Annotated in this window: 19 protein-coding genes; 16 read left to right on the top strand and 3 right to left on the bottom strand. The window is 57.8% G+C overall.

Going from position 1 to position 21,606, the window contains the following annotated elements; translation table 11 throughout:
* Positions 1–6: 6 nt before the first annotated feature.
* The 15 genes from tagH to ACYZT7_RS00240 all read left to right on the top strand — a co-directional run bounded on the left by tagH (position 7) and on the right by ACYZT7_RS00240 (position 16,505).
* Positions 7–1,203: a type VI secretion system-associated FHA domain protein TagH gene (gene tagH / locus ACYZT7_RS00310; RefSeq protein ID WP_462039502.1), complete on the top strand. Its 1,197-nt coding sequence runs from the start codon at positions 7–9 to the stop codon at positions 1,201–1,203.
* Positions 1,204–1,208: 5 nt separating this feature from the next.
* Complete coding sequence (gene tssJ, locus ACYZT7_RS00305) at positions 1,209–1,709, top strand: type VI secretion system lipoprotein TssJ (protein ID WP_008150089.1); 501 nt, start codon at positions 1,209–1,211, stop codon at positions 1,707–1,709.
* Between the two features lie 2 nt (positions 1,710–1,711).
* A complete protein-coding gene (gene tssK, locus ACYZT7_RS00300) occupies positions 1,712–3,043 on the top strand; it encodes a type VI secretion system baseplate subunit TssK (protein ID WP_462039501.1) in 1,332 nt (443 codons plus the stop codon).
* A 5-nt stretch (positions 3,044–3,048) separates the two neighbouring features.
* Positions 3,049–3,924 (top strand): type IVB secretion system protein IcmH/DotU, encoded by an 876-nt coding sequence (gene icmH, locus ACYZT7_RS00295; RefSeq protein WP_462032580.1) that lies wholly within the window; start codon positions 3,049–3,051, stop codon positions 3,922–3,924.
* A 13-nt stretch (positions 3,925–3,937) separates the two neighbouring features.
* Positions 3,938–7,477: a type VI secretion system membrane subunit TssM gene (gene tssM, locus ACYZT7_RS00290; protein WP_462039500.1), complete on the top strand. Its 3,540-nt coding sequence runs from the start codon at positions 3,938–3,940 to the stop codon at positions 7,475–7,477.
* A complete protein-coding gene (locus tag ACYZT7_RS00285) occupies positions 7,477–8,205 on the top strand; it encodes a PP2C family protein-serine/threonine phosphatase (RefSeq protein ID WP_462039499.1) in 729 nt (242 codons plus the stop codon). The genes tssM and ACYZT7_RS00285 overlap by 1 nt, the downstream gene beginning before the upstream one ends.
* Complete coding sequence (locus ACYZT7_RS00280) at positions 8,202–9,218, top strand: serine/threonine-protein kinase (protein ID WP_462039498.1); 1,017 nt, start codon at positions 8,202–8,204, stop codon at positions 9,216–9,218. The genes ACYZT7_RS00285 and ACYZT7_RS00280 overlap by 4 nt, the downstream gene beginning before the upstream one ends.
* Positions 9,219–9,246: 28 nt before the next feature.
* Complete coding sequence (locus ACYZT7_RS00275) at positions 9,247–11,283, top strand: type VI secretion system Vgr family protein (protein ID WP_462039497.1); 2,037 nt, start codon at positions 9,247–9,249, stop codon at positions 11,281–11,283.
* A gap of 40 nt (positions 11,284–11,323) precedes the next feature.
* Positions 11,324–13,714 carry a hypothetical protein gene (locus ACYZT7_RS00270; protein WP_462039496.1) on the top strand — a complete coding sequence of 797 codons (2,391 nt, stop codon included), beginning with the start codon at positions 11,324–11,326 and terminating at the stop codon, positions 13,712–13,714.
* Positions 13,701–14,267: a hypothetical protein gene (locus ACYZT7_RS00265; protein WP_462039495.1), complete on the top strand. Its 567-nt coding sequence runs from the start codon at positions 13,701–13,703 to the stop codon at positions 14,265–14,267. The genes ACYZT7_RS00270 and ACYZT7_RS00265 overlap by 14 nt, the downstream gene beginning before the upstream one ends.
* A complete protein-coding gene (locus tag ACYZT7_RS00260; RefSeq protein WP_462039494.1) occupies positions 14,251–14,505 on the top strand; it encodes a hypothetical protein in 255 nt (84 codons plus the stop codon). Before ACYZT7_RS00265 ends, ACYZT7_RS00260 begins: the two co-directional genes overlap by 17 nt.
* On the top strand, positions 14,456–14,818 hold the full coding sequence (locus tag ACYZT7_RS00255; RefSeq protein ID WP_462039493.1) for a hypothetical protein: 363 nt from the start codon (positions 14,456–14,458) through the stop codon (positions 14,816–14,818). Before ACYZT7_RS00260 ends, ACYZT7_RS00255 begins: the two co-directional genes overlap by 50 nt.
* 165 nt (positions 14,819–14,983) lie before the next feature.
* Complete coding sequence (locus ACYZT7_RS00250; protein ID WP_462039492.1) at positions 14,984–15,664, top strand: lysozyme inhibitor LprI family protein; 681 nt, start codon at positions 14,984–14,986, stop codon at positions 15,662–15,664.
* A gap of 68 nt (positions 15,665–15,732) precedes the next feature.
* Positions 15,733–15,933: a hypothetical protein gene (locus tag ACYZT7_RS00245; protein WP_462039491.1), complete on the top strand. Its 201-nt coding sequence runs from the start codon at positions 15,733–15,735 to the stop codon at positions 15,931–15,933.
* Complete coding sequence (locus ACYZT7_RS00240; RefSeq protein WP_462039490.1) at positions 15,927–16,505, top strand: hypothetical protein; 579 nt, start codon at positions 15,927–15,929, stop codon at positions 16,503–16,505. The genes ACYZT7_RS00245 and ACYZT7_RS00240 overlap by 7 nt, the downstream gene beginning before the upstream one ends.
* 74 nt (positions 16,506–16,579) lie before the next feature.
* Here ACYZT7_RS00240 and ACYZT7_RS00235 read toward each other — a convergent pair whose 3' ends face one another.
* Entirely contained in the window at positions 16,580–16,978 is a 399-nt protein-coding gene (locus tag ACYZT7_RS00235) for a DUF6124 family protein (protein ID WP_462039489.1), read from the bottom strand.
* 592 nt (positions 16,979–17,570) lie between these two features.
* Between ACYZT7_RS00235 and ACYZT7_RS00230 the strand changes: the two genes are divergently transcribed.
* Entirely contained in the window at positions 17,571–17,948 is a 378-nt protein-coding gene (locus ACYZT7_RS00230) for a helicase (RefSeq protein ID WP_447795315.1), read from the top strand.
* Between the two features lie 97 nt (positions 17,949–18,045).
* Here ACYZT7_RS00230 and ACYZT7_RS00225 read toward each other — a convergent pair whose 3' ends face one another.
* Both ACYZT7_RS00225 and recG read right to left on the bottom strand, forming a co-directional pair.
* Entirely contained in the window at positions 18,046–19,446 is a 1,401-nt protein-coding gene (locus ACYZT7_RS00225; RefSeq protein ID WP_462039488.1) for an aminoacyl-tRNA deacylase and HDOD domain-containing protein, read from the bottom strand.
* A gap of 78 nt (positions 19,447–19,524) precedes the next feature.
* Entirely contained in the window at positions 19,525–21,600 is a 2,076-nt protein-coding gene (gene recG / locus ACYZT7_RS00220) for an ATP-dependent DNA helicase RecG (protein WP_462039487.1), read from the bottom strand.
* Positions 21,601–21,606 lie beyond the last annotated feature (6 nt).

Below are 21,606 nucleotides of genomic sequence, written 5' to 3'. Positions count from 1 at the left end.
ATCACCATGGAACTGGTTTTCGAAATGCTCAACACCAAGCAGTTCGTGCCCACGGATTTGTGCCAGAAGACCTTCAAACAGGCCGGTGGCGTGATCGGTCGGGGCGAGGATTGCGACTGGATCATTCCGGACCGCAAGCGTCACCTGTCCAACCACCACGCGTTGATCAGCTACCGCGAAGGCACGTTTTTCCTGACCGATACCAGCAGCAACGGTATCCAGGACAGCGAAAGCGGCGCACGCCTGCGCAAGGGCGAAGCGATGCGCATCGAGCACGGCAGTGTCTACGTGCTGGGTGACTTCGAGATCCGTGCGCGGCTGGTGCGCGACCCGGCGACCTTCGACGTAGAAGTCGGCCGTCCGCAAGCGGCGGGCAGCATCATCCCGGACGATGCGTTTCTCGATCTCGACCCGCTCAATGCCCTCGATCAGCAAGAGCGCGTGTATTCGGAAATCGACGAACTGATCTCCCCGAGTAACACCATCGAGGACACCCGTCAGCGCGCCGACTATGCGCGCATCGACATGGAAAGCCTGATGGTGCCGGAGCTGATCAACGCCCCGGCAGAGCCAGCACCCGCACCACCGCCCAAAGCGGTCGAGCGTCAGAGCGAAGGTTTCTGGGAGCACTTCGGTGCGGCGCTGGGCGTGGACCTCAAAGGCCTCGACCACGATGCTCGCGAAGCCCTTGCGTTGAACGCTGCACGCCTGCTCAAGCAAAGCGTCGGCGGTTTGCAGCAGAGCCTGCGCACCCGCAGCGAACTGAAAAACGAACTGCGTCTGGCCCAGACCACCGTGCAAGGCACTCACAAAAACCCATTGAAATTTGCCGTCGATGCCGGTGAGGCGCTGGGCATTTTGTTGCAACCGAACAAGCCGGGCCAGTTGCCGGCCGAGCAAGCAATCTCCCGTGCGTTCCGCGATTTGCAGGCGCATCAGGTGGCCCTGTTGACCGCTAGCCGCGCTGCCGTTCGCGGCACGCTGGAACACTTCTCACCACAGCAATTGACCCTGCGTTTCGAGCGCGACAACAAGCCGTTGCTCGCCACGTCCGGCAGTCGCTGGAGAGCTTACGGTCGTTATCACCAGGCCCTGCGTCAGGACGATGACTGGAGCGAGCGCCTGCTGGCCCGCGACTTCGCTCAGGCCTACGAAGAACAGATCCGCCTGATTTCCACCCTTCACACCGACCACCAAGGATGATGCGCATGTCTCGCTGCTCGACCGCTTTTTTCAAGACGCTGACGGCGTTCGCGGCCCTGGTGCTGCTGGCCGGTTGCTCGTCGCTGTCGCCGTATTCCCACGTCACCAAACTCAACCTGAAGCTGACCGCCAGCGATCAGCTGAACCCGGACCTCAACGGGCGTCCGTCGCCGATCGTTGTGCGTCTGTTCGAGCTTAAGCATCCGGTGACGTTCGAGAACGCTGACTTCTTTAGCCTGTACGAGCGCGCCAAGGAATCCCTGGCCCCGGACCTGGTGGCCAGCGAAGAAATTGAACTGCGTCCAGGTGAAACCGTGGAGATGAAACTCAGTGTGGAGGAGGGCAGTCGTTACGTCGGCATCCTCGCCGCCTACCGCGATCTGCCGGAAACCAAATGGCGCTACACGGTGCAAGTCACTCCGGTGGAAGTCACCGACGCTGATCTGACCCTCGACCAGGCCGGTATTCGCAACAGCAACGAAACGCTCGCCAAGGCGGATGACTGATCATGAATTCCCATAAAGTGATTTGGCAGGAAGGCATGCTGTTGCGTCCGCAACACTTCCAGCACAACGATCGCTATTACGACCACCAGATGAAGACCCGCACGCAGTTGCTGGGCAGCTACACCTGGGGCTTCCTGAACCTGGACATCGACTTGCAGTTCCTCAACATGGGCAAACTGGTGATCAGCCAGGCCTCGGGGATTCTGCCGGACGGCAGCCTGTTCGAACTCGGCGGCAACACCGAGCCGCTGGCCCTCGACGTGCCGCCGAACACCGGTAATACGCCGATCTACCTGGCACTGCCACTGGTCACCGGCAACCACATCGAGTCGCGCCGTCCGGAGCAATCCGACGTGCTGGCGCGCTATACCGCGTACGAAGCGGAAGTCGCCGATTCCAACGCCGGCGACGACTCTGCCAGCCAGGTCAGCTGCGCCCGTCCGGACTTCAAACTGTTGCTCGGCGAGCAGCAGAGCGACCAGGCCTACGTGAAACTGAAGATCTGCGAAGTGCTCGACACTACGCCCGACGGCGTGATCAGCCTCGACCCGGACTTCGTCCCGACCTTCCTTCAGGCGCATTCGTCCAGCTACCTGCTGTCGTGCCTCAAGGAAGTCATCAGCATGCTCGGCCACCGGGGCGACACCATCGCCGAGCGCATCCGTTCCAACGGCAAAGTCGGTGGCGCGGAGGTCGGTGACTTCATGATGCTGCAGCTGATCAACCGCACCGAACTGCTGCTGCGCCACTACCTCGGCCTTGAACAGCTTCACCCGGAAGAGTTGTACCGCACGCTGCTGACTATGCTCGGCGATCTGGCGACCTTCTCCAGCGACAGCAAACGCCCGCGTCTGGACAGCCGTTACCAGCACAGCGACCAGGGCGCGAGTTTCCGCAAACTGATGGAAGCGATTCGTCAGGTGCTGTCGATGGTGCTCGAACAGCACGCCATCGAACTGGTCTTGCAAGCGCGCCAGTACGGGATCATCGTCTCGCCGTTGCACGACCACAAACTGCTGGGCTCAGCCTCGTTTGTGCTCGCCGCCAGTGCCAACTGCGACTCCGAAGAACTGCGCCAACGTTTGCCGGCGCACCTCAAGGTCGGCCCAGTGGAACGCATCCGCCAACTGGTCAACCTGCACCTGCCTGGCATCAAGGTCAAACCGTTGCCGGTGGCCCCGCGGCAGATCGCGTTCCACTCCAACAAAACCTATTTCATTCTCGAACTCAGTTCCGAAGACCTGGCACAACTCGAGCGCTCCGGCGGCTTCGCGTTCCACGTGTCCGGCGAATTTGCCGAGCTTGAACTGAAATTCTGGGCCATCAGGAACTGACCGACATGATCAAGGACATGGAACATAACCAGGACGATAAAACCGTCCTGCTCGACCGCCAGGGCCACGGCCCGGCGCAAAGTCCGCTGACAGATTTCGCTGCACCGCCGCGTTTCGAACAGCTCGAAGAACGGATGATCTACGCCGCGCGTTTGCGCCCGGCCGAAGCGTTCAACATCAGCCTCAACTCGCTGGTGGCCGCTGCCTCTGACCTGCTGTCGGAAGTGGTGCGACTCAAGCACAGCGACACCCGCGAAGACATGTACGCGCTCAACGAGCGACTGACCGCCGGGCTGAAACTGTTTGAAGTGCGGGCGCTGCACAACGGCGCCGAAAGCAGCCAGGTGATGGCCGCGCGTTACGTGCTCTGCACCGTGGTCGACGAAGCCGTCGTGACCACGCCGTGGGGCAACGAAAGCGAGTGGTCGCAGATGAGTCTGCTCAGCAGCTTCCACAACGAAACCTTCGGCGGCGAGAAGTTCTTCCAGCTGCTGGATCGCCTGTCGAAAAACCCGGTCAAGCACCTGCCGATGCTGGAGCTGATGTACCTGTGCCTGTCGCTGGGCTTCGAGGGCAAATACCGGGTGCAAGCCCGCGGCATGCTCGAGCTCGAAGGCATCCGCGACGCCTTGTATCGCCAGATTCGTCAGTTGCGCGGCGACGTGCCTCGCGAACTGTCGCCCCATTGGGAAGGCTTGAACGATCAGCGCCGCAGCCTGGTGCGCATCGTGCCGGCGTGGATGGTGGTGCTGTTCACCGTGGTTTGCCTGGTGGTGATGTATTCGGGCTTCGCCTGGGTATTGGGCGAGCAACGCGAAACCGTTCTGCAACCTTATCAGCAGCTAGATCCGGCCGCGGTCCAGCCGCCGTCGCAGCCGTAAACAGGGACGTGTGATGAAAAAGTTTTTCAAGAAAGTCGGCGCATTCTTGCGTCAGACCTGGGTCTGGACCCTGCTGCTGGTGCTGTTCGTCGCGCTGCTCGTGTGGTTCGTCGGGCCACTGCTGGCGGTCAATGACTACAAGTTCTGGGAAGGTTCGACCTCCCGCCTGCTGACCATCAGTGTGTTGTTCCTGATCTGGGGCCTGACCATGGTCTTTGTCAGCTGGCGCGCTGGCGTACGCAAGAAAGCCATCGAAGACACCGAAGACGGTCAGGACCGTATCCGCCGTGAAGAGCTGATCGACGAAGAGCAGAAAGAGCTTCGCGTACGTTTCAAGGATGCGTTGAAAACCCTGAAGACCTCGAGCCTGTATCGCGGTCGCAGCGAACGCTGGCGCAGCGATTTGCCTTGGTACCTGTTGATCGGCCCGCAGGGCAGCGGCAAGACCAGCCTGCTGGACTTCTCCGGCCTTGAGTTCCCGATCAACAAGATCGACCGCAAGCTGACCCGCGACACCCTCGGCACCCGTCATTGCGATTGGTACTTCGCCGACCACGGCGTGCTGATCGACACCGCCGGGCGTTACCTGACCCAGTCGGATGCCGAAGTCGATGGCAGCGCCTGGAGCACCTTGCTCGACCTGCTGCGCAAGCGTCGCCGCAACCGTCCGTTGAATGGCGTGCTGGTGACCATTCCAGTAGAAATGCTGCTGGGCAACACCGAGCAAGACCTCGACACCCTGGCTCGCCAGGTGCGTGCTCGCTTGCAGGATGTGCATCAAAAACTGCACGTCGATGTGCCGATTTATCTGGTGCTGAGCAAGGCTGACAAGCTGCTCGGTTTCGACGAGTTCTTCGATCAACTGACCCGCGAAGAAAGCGATCAGGTGCTCGGCACCAGCTTCCGCAAAGAGCAGAGCGGCACCGACGTCGCCGTGCTGCGCGCCGAGTTCGAAGAGCTGCTGCGTCGCCTGAACAGCCAGGTGATCATGCGCATGCACCAGGAGCGCGACACCCAGCGCCGTGGCCGCATCCTCGACTTCCCGCATCAACTGGGGCAGATCGGCGAGCGTCTGTGCCTGTTCGTCGACATGGCGTTCACCGGCAACCGTTACCAGCGTGTCAGCCAGTTGCGCGGTTTCTACCTGACCAGCGCACCGCACCTGACTCAGGAAATGGACTCGACCGCGGCCGCTATCGGCGCCAACGTGGGGGTGAAGAGCGGCATGCTGCCGACATTGCGCAGCGGCCGTTCGCGCTTCATTCACCACTTGCTCAGCCGGGTGATTTTCCCGGAGGCCGATCTGGCCGGTCTGGACAAGCGCGAACGCAGCCGCATCCATTGGGGCCAGCGCGCCTTGTACGTCGGCGCTTTGTCGGCACTGGCGCTGTTCGGCATGCTGTGGGCGGGCGGATTCTCGGCCAACTACGAGCGTCTGGAAAACCTGCGTAACCTGGCACAAAACTGGACTCAACAGCGCTCGGCCCTGACCACGCGTGATGACTCCATGGCGGTGCTAAAGACCCTCGACACCCGCTTCGCGGCGACTCAGGTCTTCCCGAAAAAAGGTGACGTGTCGTACCACGAGCGTGGCGGTCTGTACCAAGGTGAAGACGTCAATCCAGTGGTCAAGGACGCCTACGAGCGTGAGCTTGAAGCGCAACTGTTGCCACGGGTCGCGACGCTGCTGGAAGGGCAGATCCGCGCCAACATGAAGGACCGCGAACGCCTGCTCAACAGCCTGCGTGCGTACCTGATGTTGAACATGAAAGATCGCCGCGATGCGGGCTGGCTCAAGGATTGGGTCGCCACTGACTGGTCCCAGCGTTACGCCGGCAACACCGCCGTGCAGAACGGTTTGAACACGCACTTTGAGCGTTTGCTCCAGCAGCCGTTTATCTACCCGCTGAACGATCAACTGGTGGCTCAGGCGCGTCAGGTATTGCGCAGTGAGTCGCTGGCCAACGTGGTCTACCGGATGCTGCGCGAGCAGGCTCGCAACCTGCCGGAATACCGTTTGAGCCAACACATCGGCCCACAGGCCTCGCTGTTTGTCGGCACCGAATACGTGATCCCGGGTTTCTACACCCAACAGGGTTATCAACAGTACTTCTCGGTCCAGGGCTCTGCGCTGGTGACCGATATCCTGCGTGACAACTGGGTGCTGGGCGAAGGCTCGGGCATCAGCGGCATGGACTTGCGTCGCCTGATGGTCGAACTGGAGCAACTGTACTTCCGCGACTACGCCAACTTCTGGAGCGAAGCGGTCGGCCAGGTTGCGTTGCCACCGATCAACGATGCGGGCGAGGGCGCCGAGCAACTGGCGGGCCTGACTTCCGCTAATTCCCCGGTGCTGCAACTGCTGGTGGAAGTGCGTGAGAACACCCGTTTCCCGGCAGAAGCCGAACCGGTTGATCAAGCGGCTGATGCCGCTGCAGCGCTGGGTGAGCAGAAAGGCAAGTTGGGCAAGCTGGGCAAACTGGCGTCTGCCGCAGCGGACCAAGCCTCGGACATGGCGGCGATGAAAAACCTGCCGGACACCGCGAAGAAATCCCTGCAACGTCGCTTCGAACCGCTGCACCGTTTGCTGGATGACAACAACGGCCCGGCCGCTGATTTGACCCCAGCCCTGACGGCACTCAACGACCTGCAACTGCAACTGGCGAGCCTGGCACGTGCCAGTTCCCCGGATCAGGCCGCGTTCGAAATGGCCAAGACCCGTATGAGTGGCCAGCGTGATGCGCTGAGCGCCTTGCGCAATGCTTCCAACCGTCTGCCGCGTCCGGTCAGCGTGTGGTTCAACGTGTTGGCCGAAGACACCTGGCGTCTGGTGCTGAACGATTCCTACCAGTACCTGAACCAGCGTTATCAGAGCGAGCTGTACAGCTTCTATGGCAAGGCGATCAACAAGCGGTATCCCTTCAGCGCCCACAGCACCAGTGACGTGGCGATCAGCGACTTCCGCGAGTTTTTCAAGGCCCAAGGCATCAACGACCGCTTCTTCGAGACCTACATGCGTCCGTTCGTGAGTGGAGATCCGGGCAACTACCGCATGCGCAGCATCGACGGTCACAGCCTGCCGGTGTCCAAGGTCTACCTCGACCAGATGGCCGCGGCACAAGTGATTCGCCAGAGCTTCTTCTCGATCAATCCGGCCGAGCCACAAGTGCAATTCAAACTGGAGCCGTACACCCTCGACCCGGCCGTCAGCCGTTCCGAGTTCAAGTTTGGCGACAAGACCATCGAGTATCGCCACGGTCCGATCGTGCCGGTGTCGTTCAAATGGCCAACCGATGCTGAAGACGGTCGCACCAGCCTGGTCCTCGACAAAATGGCCGGCCGCCCGATCGGTATCGAAAAGAACACCGGCCCATGGTCGCTGTTCCGACTGTTCGATTTGATGCAGACCGAGTACCTGAGCGGTCGCGACGTGCTGGTGCTCAAAGCTGACGTGGGCGGCCTGCGCGCCAACTACTTGCTGTCGAGCCAGCGCACACCGAACCCGTTCGACATGGGCGTGCTGCGTACCTTCCGTATGCCGGTGCAGCTCTGATGCGGGTTGCCAGTACCTGGCGCAGCGCTGCGCGTACCGATCCGGGCAAGGTTCGGGCGCGCAACGAAGATGCTTTTCTCGACTGCCCACAGCAGGGGCTGTGGGTGGTCGCGGACGGCATGGGTGGTCATCAGGGTGGCGACATCGCCAGCCAGTTGATCGTCGCCAGCCTGGCGGAATTGCCGGTGCAGGACGACTTCGACGAGCGACTCAAAGGAATACGCCAGTGCCTGCACTGGTTGAACCGCCGCTTGGGTCAGGAGTTGACCGTCACGGCCGGGCGCCATGACAGCATCATGGGCAGCACCGTGGTGGCGCTGCTGGTGGAAGGCAATCGCGCGGCCTGCATCTGGGCCGGCGACAGCCGTTGCTACCTGTGGCGTGGCCAGCGTTTGTATCAGCTGTCCAAGGACCATTCGCTGCAACAGCAACTCATCGATGAGCAAAACATGAGCGTCGAAGACGCCCGTGCGCATCCTTCTGCTCATGCCCTGACCCGTGCGGTCGGCGCTGCCGAGCAGTTGACGCTGGATGTGCTCGAACTCGAGGTTTACCCCGGCGATGCGTTTCTGTTGTGCAGCGATGGTTTGTACCAGGGGTTGAGCACCGATGCCTTGGGCAACGCCCTGAGCCTGACTGCGCCGCACGTTGCGCTGGAGCGTCTGTTCGATGGCGCTCTGCGTGGCTCGGCCCGGGACAACTTGACTGCTGTGGTGATCCGAAAATGACTCAACTCATGCCGCCGCTCGACGACCTGCCGGTGACCGACGAGGAAGCCAATAACCTGACTTACTTTGCGTTTGCCAAGCCTCTAAACGGAAAGCCGCGTAACGCTGAGCCGGCAACGGCGCCGACAAAGGCCAGCGTCGGTGAAATGCCGGACGTACTCGCAGGCCGTTACCGCATCGAGCGCCTGCTCGGTGCTGGCGGCATGGGCGCGGTTTACCGCGCACGGGATCTGCTGAGCGAGCAGTTCGGCGATCCCGACCCTTACATCGCGCTGAAAATCCTCAGCGAAGAATTTGCCGAATCGCCGGATGCCAGTGCCTTGCTCTACAGCGAGTTCGCCCTGACCCGACGCTTGCGCCACGACAACGTGCTGCGATTGCACAGCTTTGAAGTGGACACCGACTGCCAGCGCGCCTTCATCACCATGGAACTCATGCGTGGGCTGACCCTGGACAAATTACTCTGCGAGCGGCCGCTGGGCCTGCCGTGGAAAGAACTGCGCGACATCGCGCTGCCGCTGCTCGACGCGCTGGCCTTCGCCCACGCTCGCGGCGTGCTGCACGGTGACATGAAGCCGAGCAACGTGATGCTCAGCGAAGAAGGCGTGCGCCTGTTCGACTTCGGTCTGGGCCAGGCCGAGGAGGGCATCCTGCCTGGCCTGCCACACCTGAGCCGCAACCGCTTCAACGCCTGGACCCCCGGCTACGCCGCCCCCGAACTGCTCGAAGGCCAACCGCTGTCGCCCAGTGCGGATGTCTACGGCGTGGCCTGCGTGCTCTACGAATTGGCCGGCGGCAAACACCCGTTCCGCCGCCTGCCCTCGACCGAGGCCCGTGACGGCCACCTCGAACGCGAGCTGCACGCACCCAGGAATCTCCCGAAACACTGCTGGCCAGCCCTGCGAACGGCGCTGGCATTCAATGCGGCAGATCGAACGATCACTGCCGCCCAACTGCGTGACGCTATGGGCGCCACATCGACTTGGCTGCAACGTCTGCGACTTCGGGCGTAACGGATGACTACCGAACAGGGAGCAAACAATGTTTAACCCTTCCAACGAAACGCATTTCAGCCTGACCGTCGAAGACTACGTCGGCGACCTGCAAGTGCTGTCGTTCACCGGCACCGAAGGCATCAGCCAGCCGTATCGCTTCGACCTGGAACTGGTCAGCGAAAACCCCGACCTCGACCTGGAAAAGCTTTTGCACAAACAGGCATTTCTGGCGCTCGATCCGCAGGGTAGCGGCATCCACGGCCAGATTTACCGCGTCGCCCAAGGCGATGCCGGCAAACGCCTGACCCGCTACAAAATCTCCCTGGTGCCGCAACTGCAATACCTGCACCACCGCACCAATCAGCGCATCTATCAGCAGATGTCGGCACCGAAAATCATCGCGCTGATCCTCGACGAACACGGCATCAAGGCCAACGCCTACAACTTCCAGCTCAGCCAGCCCTGCCCGGACCGCGACTACTGCGTGCAGTACGACGAAACCGACCTGCATTTCGTCCAGCGCCTGTGCGAAGAAGAAGGCATTCACTACCACTTCCAGCACAGCGAAAAAGCCCACCTGCTGGTGTTCGGCGACGACCAGACCGTGTTCCCGAAACTCGGCCAGCCCACCGCTTATGTGCAAGGCAGCGGCATGGTCGCCGACGAACCGGTCATCAAAGGTTTCAAACTACGCCTGGAAACCCGCACCGGCCGCGTCACCCGCCGCGACTACGACTTCGAAAAACCACGCTTGCAACTCGAATCCGCCTACAAACCCGAGTCGCAAAGCGACGCGCCGGACCTCGAAGACTACGACTACCCCGGCCGCTTCATCGACCGCGCGCGCGGCAAATTCCTCAGCCAGCGCACCCTCGAACGCCACCGCGCCGACTACCGCCAGGCCGAAGGCCACGGCGACCAAACAAAGTTGATCAGCGGCCACTTCCTGGAAATGTCCGACCACCCGCGCACCGAGTGGAACGACCTCTGGCTGCTCACCGAAATCTTCCACGAAGGCAAACAACCGCAAGTCCTCGAAGAGTCCGTGACCAGCGACACCACCGACCACAAGGACGACTTCCACCAGGGCTACCGCAACCGCTTCCTCGCCACCCCGTGGGACGTGTTCTATCGGCCGGCCCTGCAACACCCGAAACCCCGCGTCCTCGGCAGCCAAACCGCCATGGTCACCGGCCCCAAAGGTGAAGAAATCCACTGCGACCAATACGGCCGCATCAAAGTGCAATTCCACTGGGACCGCGAAGGGTTGGCTGATGACAAAACCAGCTGCTGGATGCGCGTCTCATCGAGCTGGGCCGGTGATCGTTATGGCGCCATCGCCATCCCGCGCATCGGCATGGAAGTGCTGGTGACCTTCCTCGAAGGCGATCCCGATCAGCCGCTGGTGACCGGTTGCCTGTACCACAAGGAAAACCAGGTTCCCTACAACTTGCCGGCGAACAAAACCCGGACCGTGTTCAAAACCCTCAGTTCACCGGGTGGCGGTGGGTTTAATGAACTGCGGATTGAAGACAAGAAAGGGGCGGAGCAGATATTCATCCATGCCCAGCGGGATTGGGATGAAAACATTGAGCATGATCAGAAGATTCGCGTGGGTAACGAACGCCACGACACGGTTGTGAAGAACACATACACCGAGCTGAAGGCTGAGGAACATCGGACCACGATTGCGGATCGCAAGACTGAAGCGCGGATGGATGATCACCTGACGATTGGGCAGAACCAGCATGTGAAGCTGGGGACTGCGCAGCTGACTAGCGTTGGGAAAGAGATTCATCTGAAGGCTGGGGACAAGATTGTGATTGAGGCTGGGATGGAGCTCACCGTGAAGGCGGGTGGGAGCTTTATCAAGCTCGATGCCGGCGGGATTACCGTGGTTGGGCCGGTGGTGAAGATTAATGCCGGTGGGTCTGCTGGGAGTGGGACGGGGATTGGGATTAAGCCACCGGTACTGCCGGAGGCGGCGGATAAGGATAAGGCGGGGAGTTTGATGGATCAGGCGTTGGGGAATGCGGTGCCGGAGAAGGTTAAGCCAACTGTCGATTACCCGTTCTCGCTATGAATGGAATAACAAGCCTCAACATGGACAAGGATTTTTCAAAATGATCATTAGCCCTCCCTTTCTTCCTAGCCCAGTTGCGGGAGAAACCGACGATGCATATCTGGCGCGGGCCATGGTTGGCGGCGTTCCTGGTGACGGTGGTTATCCACTCAGCTTTGACCTCAACTGGCACGGAGGCATCCATCTGACTGCTCCTCAAGAGGGTGGGAAAGCTATTCCTGTTCGCGCTATCTCTGATGGGACACTGGCTTATTTTCGCAGTCCTGCCCCAGTGAGCCCTGCGTCGGATCATGCGCTCAACTTTCGGGGCGGTTGGACCGATAACGGTTGTGTCGTTCTACGCCACGAAACAGAGGTTGGGGAGGGAACTCAGTCGAAGGTCGTTTTCTATTCAATCTACATGCACCTGTCGAAAATTAACCTGAGCCCATTGCAAATAGGCGCGGCTGTCCTCCGAAAAGACTCTATTGGCGAAGCGGGCAGCATCTATGGCAAGGAGGGGCGAATCCATTTCGAGATCATTGCGGATCAGAGCCAGATAGCCAATCTGACGGGTAGAACGACTCGGGATCTTAGCTACCAGTCCAATAATGGAAGGACGGACAGCTGTTGGGGCGATATGTATTTTTTTGTTCCCCCTGAGGTTCTATTTTACGGTGCCGCACCTCCTGATCGTCGCCAACCGCTGAACAATGGCCCTGTGGTTTACCGTCCCCCAGCGATGACCTCGAATCCACCGATCCAAGAAGGGGGTAGCTCAGCATCTTCCACAGGTGCCCCCGCCACGGTAGACGGCTATGAGCCGGCTGTAGCTTCGCAACTTCAGGAAGGCATCTTCGTACGAATGCGCTTTGAAAAAGGCCAATGCACGTTAACGTCTTTTTACATTAGTGGAGTAGAAATAGGCGCGCAGCATGAGGAGGCTGAGTACGAGTACAAGCTGTACGACAAAGCCAAGCAATACTACCCGCAGTCACCAAGCGCTGGTTATGAACTGTTGCGTTTCGGCAGAGTGCTGGGTCCTGATGTACTTCAACCTCTCGATGCTGCGCACTGGCGCCAGATCAAGTTTCCTGGCAAGGCCGGCGAACAGAGCAAGGTTGGTTGGGTCAATTTGAACGCGGCCAGCGTAACGAAATTCAGCGATGCGGATTTTCCGCATTGGCAGGGTTGGCATCTGGTTGATGACGATACGGATACGGACAGTCATTGCCAGTCTGATTTCGTGAGGCGTTTGCTGGGGTTTAGCTCAGGTTCGGTCCAGCCCGGAAATGGTGATGCCGTGAGTATGGCAAACTCACCTGGCTACGCAGTTCTCTCAGAGGAAGAAAAGCAGAATCTTTCGGAGCGCTATACAAATGAACATGAACTGAGCATGTCTCGCTTGCGCTCATCGGAAACACAGGAACGTATAAAACGCTTGGTTTGTAAGTTTCCGAGCGAATGGACTGCAACTGATTTTGATACCCGCTATGGGTGGTTGCTGAAAGTGGCCGATGGTGGTCCGATGCCTCAGAACCAATTTGACAAAATAAAAAGCCATCAGAAAGAGTTGGCGTTCTGGGAGCAGGCAAACTTGACTGGGATTGACAGCAAGCATTGGCATTTTCCTCCCGTAGAATTTATTCGAGTGTTCAGGAAGTGTGGTTGGTTTAGTAGTGAAGAGCTTGTGCGTATATTGAAGGCCGCTCCTGCGGCGGGTAGACAGCGGGCCGCTGGACTAAGAACGCAAATGAATAAAATGCTATCGAAATATTTAATCAGCAGCTCAAGGCTTCGCGTCTCTCATTTCTTTTCGCAAGTAGGGATCGAGACAGGTTGGTGGCAATTTCGAGAAGAAATTGGTGGTCCTCGGTATTTTCGTACAATGTATGAAGTCATAACGCCTGCTGAAGCGGGAGAAGATTATGACACCGCAGTTACTAGGGTGCGTAATCTGCCTTCGGGGCGCCGCCCTGTGGAACTTCCGAATCCAGGCCCGCACCCGAAGCCAACAATAAATAGATCTGGTTATATGGCTACACGTCCAGGGCAAATAGCACCTAAAGCTGCTGGAATGGATAATGGGGTCGCCAATTCAGCGAATGGAGGAATGGCGGGGGATGGTGACAGATTTCACGGTCGTGGCTTCCTACAAATTACGGGAAGAAAAAACTACAAAAGCTATGAGAGATATAGAGGGAAGGACTTCACAACAGATCCTCATCCAGCTCTTCTCGCGACAGATGATTACAATGCGTGTGATGCATCTGGTTTTTTTTGGGTGAGAGAGAAAATAAGTAAACATGCGGACGTAGGATCTACCTCCGCTGTAGCGACGGTAGTTGGTTCGGTAATTAATAGAGGGAGTCCCGTTAAAACTCCTGATCATAATGCTGAAAGGCAGGATGCACTTGTGCCTATCTGGGATGTGCTCAATGAAAAAGTATAAAAGTATTCTTTCTGTGATTGGATTCATCTGTGCTGCTTCTCTTGTGGCGTCAGTATTTGCTGGGGGGTCGCAATGCCAACTTAACCTGTCGCAGTCGAAGTTAGCAGTTTCTAGCTGCGTCCAAGATGGTGGTATAGATATATTGAAGTTGGCGCCACGTGCTCAGCCTTCTTATGAGACAAACCTCGAAAATCTTCCGACTTTTATCGTGAGTGGAGATAATTTAGATGCTGTTTTGAAGTTGCTGGGGAGTGGAGAAGAGTCTTACAATAATTTAATTAAGTTGCCAAATCCGGAACAGATTCTTAATGCTGTTGATGCCTCCAGTGCAGCCAGGTCAAAGATGGTGCAAGAAAACTGGAAGCTGGTGAGTATGAAGGATGTTGTATATGAAGGTCCGGGTGGCAGCGAAGGTCCGGGAGTTGTTTGTATTACGGTTGAAAGGAAGATAAAAGAGGGGTATGTAGTTGTCTCTCAATGCAATGGTTTTTATGAGGATGATATTTCGGAGTTTAAACGGTTGCTTGGTTTGATCGATGAAAGAAGCAAATAATCATCGGTTGGGGAAAGCAATGCGAAAGGAGATGGATTTATTTGTTTATTTAATTTTCAGTTTGTTGCTATATTTTCCTATTGCTAATGCTGCCACTGTGGATGTTTGTGATACGGAAGGAGGTGCGAAACACTTTATCTCTCAGTGGTCTGAAGACGGAGATAAAATCGATACTCTTTCAAGAGTAAGTGGCGATAAATTTTCCGTCCAAGAAGGAAAAGGTAGTCGAAGACGTTGACCTGAACGGTGATGGAGTCAATGACTATATTTTCACTTCTTATGGTAGCGAGGGGTCCAGTAAAGATAAAACCTTTGGATTTTTAGTTCAGTGCAAAGGTTATCTTAAATTCGTTGGCGGGGACTATTTCGCTAAGGTGGAAGTTTTGGATAAGGCTCCTAAAATAAATAGTGGATTTAAAAATATACAAGTGTATTCCTACCAGAGAGATGGTGATGGGAATATCCGTTACAAAGGAAAGGAAGCGCTAACCACTCCTCATGTGTGGAGCTTTAATCCAGAAACTAAAAAATATGAAGGAAAATATGAATGATTTGAGTGAATGGGGCACCCATTAGCCATCTTTCAGTCAAGGCTAAAGTGAATCGGGCAGACTCATTTGTTTGGGTCGTCCCTTTCTTTATTAGATTTAAATGGAATTAATCTCTATGGTTAAAAATATAGTTTTTTGGTATGTTCGACATTTTTCGTATTTAGCATGGCTTCCGTTCAAGCAGAACCGTTCTATTCTGCAAAGATATTGCAAGCCGACTACTCTGCGGTTCCTAACCTTAAGCTGCTAATTAGAATTCAAGATGTAGAAACGGGAAGTAATGAGCCGAACGGCTCTACTCGAGCGGCCTGTATGCGTGCTAGCAAGTCAGCTGCTCAGCCTGGGCCAAACCCTTGCTTTTCTTTCGAACTGGATGAGGGAAATGGAAATGTCAGTGTTTTAAAGCAGACTCTGCTAAATGATCCGCAACGGGGAAGCGACCCAATTTATATTGAGTTGCTTTACAAATCGGAGCAGACAAAAAATCAATATGGGTGGTTTGATAATAAAACGGTCAAGCTAAGAGTTGATGACAATAATGGATTGAATAACTGGGATGCGGATCTACCCCAGAGCTTGCCTCAAGTCAAAATAGTGCAAGAGAGCGATATTTATCAGTTGGTTTTGGCGGATGCGGATGCGCTGCTTAATTCGGCTTACCATGATAAGGCAAATCGTTTAAGCGACGAAAAAAGAACCGCGTTTCGTGAGGTTCAACGAGCTTGGATGAAACTTCGGGATCTCGAGTGTGTAAAGTCTATATATGGTGAGCAATCTTCTAGTTGCTTGATTCGTCTGACCCTTGATCGTGCCAGGCAGATTGCGGTCGCTCCGCCATCAAAATAGATGAAAAAAATTAAAGAAATAGATCTGTCCCATTTCTACGTGCTTACCGAGGTTCCGAGGAAGAAGTCATGGATCCGGATCGGCCGTCTCAATTTACGACGACCTGGGTTGAGGTCTCCCATGGCGTGGTATCAGGAGTTTATGAAATGGTCAGCCAAGGTGCCCGTATTTACGGGATGACTTACACAAACTACAAAACCCAAAAGAAGTATTCATTCGATCAAGATATCGGTATGGATGCATCGCCAGGAACGGGTTGCCAATGGTAATTTCAATTCGTTTCCTCGGGGGGGTGTGCATGAAGGCTGTTGCCCTCTACAGCTTCATTTTCCCCCTATTTGGAATGTCGGCTTATGCGGCACCCGCCCTGTTGAAAGCAGAGCAAACGTTGCCTGTCGCTGTAACTGCTGCCATCGCTGCTGAGAATGAGATACGTACTACGTACGTTCATCCAGTCCCTCTCGGAGCGTTAAGTTGGAAGGGCGGCGTTATTGGAGGGGTGGTGTTTGAAGATTCAATACCGAACTGTGCCATCTACTCCTACCAGAGCGGCTTGCTGAATTCTGCGTTTGCAGGAGCACCTTGTACGTTTCGAGGACCGCCAAAAATGATGGATGACAGGAAAGAGCTGTTGCCGGATGTCGTATTTGAGTTGGAGGTTTTTCTACCGAACCGGGGCGCTATGGTGAACCATGCGGTGGCGTTCTATTACGATGCTCAGAAAGACGCTTTCTGCGAAAGCCAATCCCTTGCTGACTGGTATCAGTCAGGGAATAGAAATCTTAGCCCTGATCTTCAGGATGGCCGATGTGCCATTGGGGTTAACGCGGTTAGCGGGTAGTGATGACACGAAATTTCGGATTTTCAAAAAGGGGACTCGAGGTCCCCTTTTTTACAACTGCCGGTCCCTACAGGTCAGCTGACTCGGCTTATTTGCTTGGCGAAAATCGCCGCCATTTCCGGCTCATCCAAATGATCCAGCGCTCGCTCAACCAGCAAACGCACCCCGTCGGCCATACGGCTGAGCGCCAGGGCTACGGTGCGGCGTGAGCCGTCCACACCGTCGGCGAGGCTGGCGGCGATGGCGCTGATGGACAAGAGGTCTTCCGAGGCATTGGCGAGGAGGGTTTCTGTGTTGATGTCGGGGCAAACGCTGAAGAGGTCGCCATTGCGACGTTTAGGTTTTTTATCCGCAGGTGTGCCGAGGTGAAGATTTAGGGCGCGTTCGGCGGCTTCGTGGAGCTTTTTGGAATCGAAGGATTCGTAGGGGGATGTGTCTTCGTGTTCGGGGGGATTGGGTGTTGGCTTGATCATAGATGTATCTCCTGGAATTAAGAGACCGACACCGTTTCGCTTTGCACTTCGAAAGAGGTGGCAGCTGTGCGTTGGTGTGCAAGACCGATCCAGGAACCGGCAGACCCGAAGGTCTCCGACGCACAGCCGCCATAACGATCCGCGAGCATAGGAAAACGCTCGACGAATAGCCATAAGCAATTGCGCACCTGGATTAGGACTTGCACGTCCGTGTCACCGATTTTGCGGTGACCACCAGAGACTAGCGGTGATACCGAAGACTGCCTAGTTCACGGACAGCCCGGCGTGTTGAAGGAAATGTCCGAGAGGTTTGAGGGGATCAAGATCAAAAGATCGTCCGAACGCGGCCCGAACCTTCGGCAGCTCCTACAGGATTGTGTTTCTTCAGGTGTAGGGACGGTGTCGGGAGGTGACGCGGAGCGTCACGGGATGCATTCCTTTACTGCGCGTGGGAACGATCAGGTTGGCGTGACTTGGTAGTCATTGGCGTCAAAAAGACCTGCATCTTCTTCTAACGCAACCAGACAGTGGCGTTCTTTCTTGAAGCCGCTACACTGCGCCGGCCGTTCATTTCCCTTTTGAGGCTGTGCGCATGAAATTTCGTTTTCTTCTGTGGATGCTGGGTTTGTTGATGGGTAAGGCCAGTCGGACTAATCCTGCGTTTCAGCAGCAGTTGGGTGACAAGGAGCTTGTATTCCAATTACAGACCCTGGATGGGAAAGTGGCGCGGCATTTCTTTGTGAAGGATCAGCGCATCACCAGCAAGTCCGGCGTGTATGCCGAACCGGCGTTTGCGATTGCCTTTAAAGATGCAGCGTATGGCTTTGCCACGATGCAGGCGAAGAACAAGCAGTTGGCGTTTATGACGGGGATTCAGGACAAGTCGATTCAGATCAAGGGCAACCCGGCGCTGGTGATCTGGTTCCAGGGGTTGACCAAGTATTTGAAGCCGAGGAAGGCTAAGGCTTGAGTTTTGCGGTGATGCGGTGACGCGGAGCGTCACGGGATGCATTCCCACGCAGAGCGTGGGAACGATCAATGTGGTCAGGTAGACCGGGATGGATTTTTTATACCTGGGTGAATTGCGAAGCCAGTTCACGCAGCAGCACTTCGGCCTCAAGCACTTTGCTGACGACGTCGTTAGCCTTGTCGCGAGTCAGGCCGACGCGTTCGAGCAAGGCATCCGGAATATCTTCATCTGGCCCGGAGCCGACGCCACGGCTACGCAACAAACGCACCGCCAGGCACACCAGGTTCGGGTACTCGGCGTAATCGCCGTCGTAACTCGGGTCGTGCTGGAAGCGCAGCGCGGTGGCCAGTTCATCCGGCATGTCCCAGTAGCGCATCAGCCACGAGCCGATCTGTTCGCGGCTGATGCCCAGCAAGTGTTGCTCGACGTAGCTGTGGCACAGGTGCGGGTTGACCTCAAGGTGGCGGCAGATCAGCGAGAAGTGCGGCGGGAACACGTGGGCGAGCAGCAAGTAGCCGAAGTTGTGCAGCAGGCCGGCGAGGTAGGTCAGGCCGGCTTCCGGGCGCTGGGCGCGCGGCATGGCGCGGGTCAGGCCTTCGATGACGGCGGCGGTGTAGATCGACTGCTGCCAGTACGGCGTGGTGTGTTGCGGGTGGTCTTTGGGCAGGCTCAGGGTTTTGCCCAGGGCCAGACCCAGCGCCAGGTTGATCACCAGGTCGAAGCCCAGCACCCGCACGATCGCGTCTTCCACTGAACGAATCTTGCCCGGCGAGGCGTAGTACGGCGACGCCGCCCAGCTCACAACCTGTGCGGCCAGGGCCGGGTCGGTTTCGACGACGCCGGTGATGTCGTCGATGGTGGCGTTGGGATCGACACGCAGTTTGATGATTTTCTGCGCGGTCTCGGCCAGCGGCGGAATTTCGATGGTCTCTTCCAGACGCTGCTGGATGCGCCGCGCGGTGAACGCTTGAACGGCCTGGGTGATTTCCTCGCGGTCATCGTGGGGGCGGTCGAGGTTCGGGCGAATGCTGGTCAGCGCTTCGCCGAAATTGGCGGCGCTGGACTTGGTTAACATGGTCTTGAAGTCTTCGCTGGTGATCTCCAGCAACACGCCCGGCTCGCCCGAGTTGATCAGCAACTTCGGCTCGCGCAGCAGGCTTTCTTCATACAGGCACGGTGAACTGGTGAGCGCCGGCATGCCGGGCAGCAGGCTCAGGTTGTGTTTGCCGAGCATTTTTACCAGGCGTTCGGTGGACACGGCGGTGAGGCGGCGGCCCGTCAATTCGGCGAGGCTATTGAGGTCCAGCAATTGGCTCTGCGGGAACAGCACCATGAGCGTGCCCACGGCGTCATCAAGCAGAACTGCCTGCACTTTGCGTGCGGCGTTCAGGCCGTGGTGGTCGAGGACTTCTTCGTAGGCGATACCCAGTTTGCCCAGCATCAGCCGAATAACCGACGGAGCGTGCGGGGTGGCGGGTGCGAGGGCAACTTCGGTCATGGTCTGTATCCGTTTTAAAACAATGGCAGGAGTATAACCAGCTTGCTCAGAACGGTGGTTCAGAAACTGCGACGGTGCTCACACTTGGCCGTATTGCTGCCCATGACGTAGCCAGCGGTCGAGCAGCGGGCTGACGTGATCCGGCCAGCGTTCCAGCAGCGCTTGGGCGGCGTCTCGCACAGCGGGCAGCAGATCGGCGTCGCGCATCAGGTCAGCGACTTTGAATTGCAGCAGGCCGGTCTGACGCGTGCCGAGCATTTCGCCGGGGCCGCGCAGCTCGAGGTCTTTTTCGGCGATGACAAAACCGTCGTTGGTTTCGCGCATGATGCCCAGTCGCTGACGACCGATCTGTGACAGCGGCGGATGGTAAAGCAGCACGCAATGGCTGGCGGCACTGCCTCGACCGACGCGACCGCGCAACTGGTGCAACTGCGCGAGTCCGAGGCGTTCAGGGTTTTCGATGATCATCAGGCTGGCGTTGGGCACGTCGACGCCGACTTCAATCACCGTGGTTGCGACCAACAGTTGCAGGTTGCCGGCCTTGAATTCAGCCATGACGGCGGCTTTCTCGACGGGCTTCATGCGACCGTGGATGAGCCCGACCTTCAGCTCGCCGAGGGCGGCGGTGAGGTCTTCGTAAGTGGTTTCGGCGGCTTGGCAGGTCAGCTCTTCCGACTCTTCGATCAGCGTGCACACCCAATAGGCCTGACGTCCTTCGGCACAGGCACCGCGCACCCGCTCGATGACTTCGACGCGCCGGGTATCGGTGATCAGCACGGTGTTCACCGGGGTTCGACCGGGCGGTAGTTCGTCGAGGATCGAGGTGTCGAGGTCGGCGTAGGCGCTCATGGCCAGCGTCCGCGGAATCGGTGTGGCGGTCATGATCAACTGGTGCGGACACATCCGCCCACCGACGCCTTTCTGGCGCAATGCCAGGCGCTGTTGCACGCCGAAGCGGTGTTGTTCGTCGATGATCACCAAGGCCAGGTTCTTGAACTGCACTTCGTCCTGGAACAGCGCGTGGGTGCCGACCACCATCGGCGTGCCGCTGGCGATCTGTTCCAGCGCGGCCACGCGGTTCTTGCCTTTGAGCTTGCCGGCCAGCCACGCGACTTCGATGCCCAGCGGTTCGAGCCAGCGTTTGAAGGTGATGAAATGCTGCTCGGCGAGGATTTCGGTGGGCGCCATCAGTGCCACTTGATAACCGGCCTCCAGGGCCTGGAGTGCGGCGAGGGCAGCGACCACGGTTTTACCGGCGCCAACGTCGCCCTGAATCAGCCGCAACATGGGTTCGTGCTGATTGAGGTCGTAAGCGATTTCGTTGCCGACCCGTTGCTGAGCGCCGGTCGGCGTGAAGCCAAGATTGGCCAGATACTGGGCCGGCAGCCGGGTGGCATTTGGCATCGCCGGCGCGCGCAGGGAACGCATGCTCTCGCGCAGGCGCTGCTGGGACAGTTGATGCGTCAGCAGTTCTTCGAAGGCTAGACGGTGCTGGGCCCAGTGATGACCGAGGGCGAGTTCGTCGACATCGGCATCGGCGGGTGGGTGATGCAGGTAGCGGATCGCATCGGCCAGGGGCGCCAGTTGATAATCCCGCGCCAGTTCGGTCGGCAGCCAGTCGGGCAGGCTGGTGGGGCCGAGCATCGTCAGGGTCTGCATGCACAACTGGCGCAAGCGCTGCTGGGTCAGGCCTTCGGTGAGCGGGTAGACCGGGGTCAGGGTTTCATCCACCGGCGGCGGCTCGTCGCCGGTGATGGAGCGGTATTCCGGGTGATAGATCTCCAGCCCCGACGCACCGGGCCGCGCTTCGCCGTAGCAGCGAATGCGCGTGCCGCGTTTGAGGCCTTCTTTCTGAGCGTTGCTGAAATGGTAGAAACGCAGGCTGAGCCCGCCGGTGCCGTCCTGCAGGCGCACCACCAGGCTTCGGCGACGGCCCATGACCACGTCGGCGCCGCTGACGGTGCCTTCGATCACGGCGTCCTGGCCCGGCCGCAAATGGCCGATCGGGACCACGCGAGTGCGGTCCTGATAACGCAACGGCAGGTGAAAAAGCACGTCCTGAAGATTCTCCAGGCCGACCTTGGCCAATTTCTCGGCCATGGCTTCACCGACACCCTTGAGGGCCGTCACCGACACTTGCGACAACTCGGTCATGGCAGC

The organism is Pseudomonas sp. RT4P38 (assembly GCF_054897765.1).
Note: the sequence above shows the minus strand (reverse complement) of the source record. Positions and strands in the feature narration are given on the sequence as shown.

What these genes read in the sequence shown, in the direction of transcription:
- tssJ (WP_008150089.1), top strand. Translation starts at nt 1,209, where the DNA reads ATGTCTCGCTGCTCGACCGCTTTTTTCAAGACGCTGACGGCGTTCGCG.
- ACYZT7_RS00285 (WP_462039499.1), top strand. Translation starts at nt 7,477, where the DNA reads ATGCGGGTTGCCAGTACCTGGCGCAGCGCTGCGCGTACCGATCCGGGC.
- ACYZT7_RS00250 (WP_462039492.1), top strand. Translation starts at nt 14,984, where the DNA reads ATGGCTTCCGTTCAAGCAGAACCGTTCTATTCTGCAAAGATATTGCAA.
- ACYZT7_RS00270 (WP_462039496.1), top strand. Translation starts at nt 11,324, where the DNA reads ATGATCATTAGCCCTCCCTTTCTTCCTAGCCCAGTTGCGGGAGAAACC.
- ACYZT7_RS00280 (WP_462039498.1), top strand. Translation starts at nt 8,202, where the DNA reads ATGACTCAACTCATGCCGCCGCTCGACGACCTGCCGGTGACCGACGAG.
- ACYZT7_RS00265 (WP_462039495.1), top strand. Translation starts at nt 13,701, where the DNA reads ATGAAAAAGTATAAAAGTATTCTTTCTGTGATTGGATTCATCTGTGCT.
- ACYZT7_RS00240 (WP_462039490.1), top strand. Translation starts at nt 15,927, where the DNA reads ATGGTAATTTCAATTCGTTTCCTCGGGGGGGTGTGCATGAAGGCTGTT.
- ACYZT7_RS00260 (WP_462039494.1), top strand. Translation starts at nt 14,251, where the DNA reads ATGAAAGAAGCAAATAATCATCGGTTGGGGAAAGCAATGCGAAAGGAG.
- ACYZT7_RS00230 (WP_447795315.1), top strand. Translation starts at nt 17,571, where the DNA reads ATGAAATTTCGTTTTCTTCTGTGGATGCTGGGTTTGTTGATGGGTAAG.
- tssK (WP_462039501.1), top strand. Translation starts at nt 1,712, where the DNA reads ATGAATTCCCATAAAGTGATTTGGCAGGAAGGCATGCTGTTGCGTCCG.
- ACYZT7_RS00245 (WP_462039491.1), top strand. Translation starts at nt 15,733, where the DNA reads ATGGATCCGGATCGGCCGTCTCAATTTACGACGACCTGGGTTGAGGTC.
- tagH (WP_462039502.1), top strand. Translation starts at nt 7, where the DNA reads ATGGAACTGGTTTTCGAAATGCTCAACACCAAGCAGTTCGTGCCCACG.
- ACYZT7_RS00235 (WP_462039489.1), bottom strand. Translation starts at nt 16,978, where the DNA reads ATGATCAAGCCAACACCCAATCCCCCCGAACACGAAGACACATCCCCC.
- tssM (WP_462039500.1), top strand. Translation starts at nt 3,938, where the DNA reads ATGAAAAAGTTTTTCAAGAAAGTCGGCGCATTCTTGCGTCAGACCTGG.
- icmH (WP_462032580.1), top strand. Translation starts at nt 3,049, where the DNA reads ATGATCAAGGACATGGAACATAACCAGGACGATAAAACCGTCCTGCTC.
- ACYZT7_RS00275 (WP_462039497.1), top strand. Translation starts at nt 9,247, where the DNA reads ATGTTTAACCCTTCCAACGAAACGCATTTCAGCCTGACCGTCGAAGAC.
- ACYZT7_RS00225 (WP_462039488.1), bottom strand. Translation starts at nt 19,446, where the DNA reads ATGACCGAAGTTGCCCTCGCACCCGCCACCCCGCACGCTCCGTCGGTT.
- recG (WP_462039487.1), bottom strand. Translation starts at nt 21,600, where the DNA reads ATGACCGAGTTGTCGCAAGTGTCGGTGACGGCCCTCAAGGGTGTCGGT.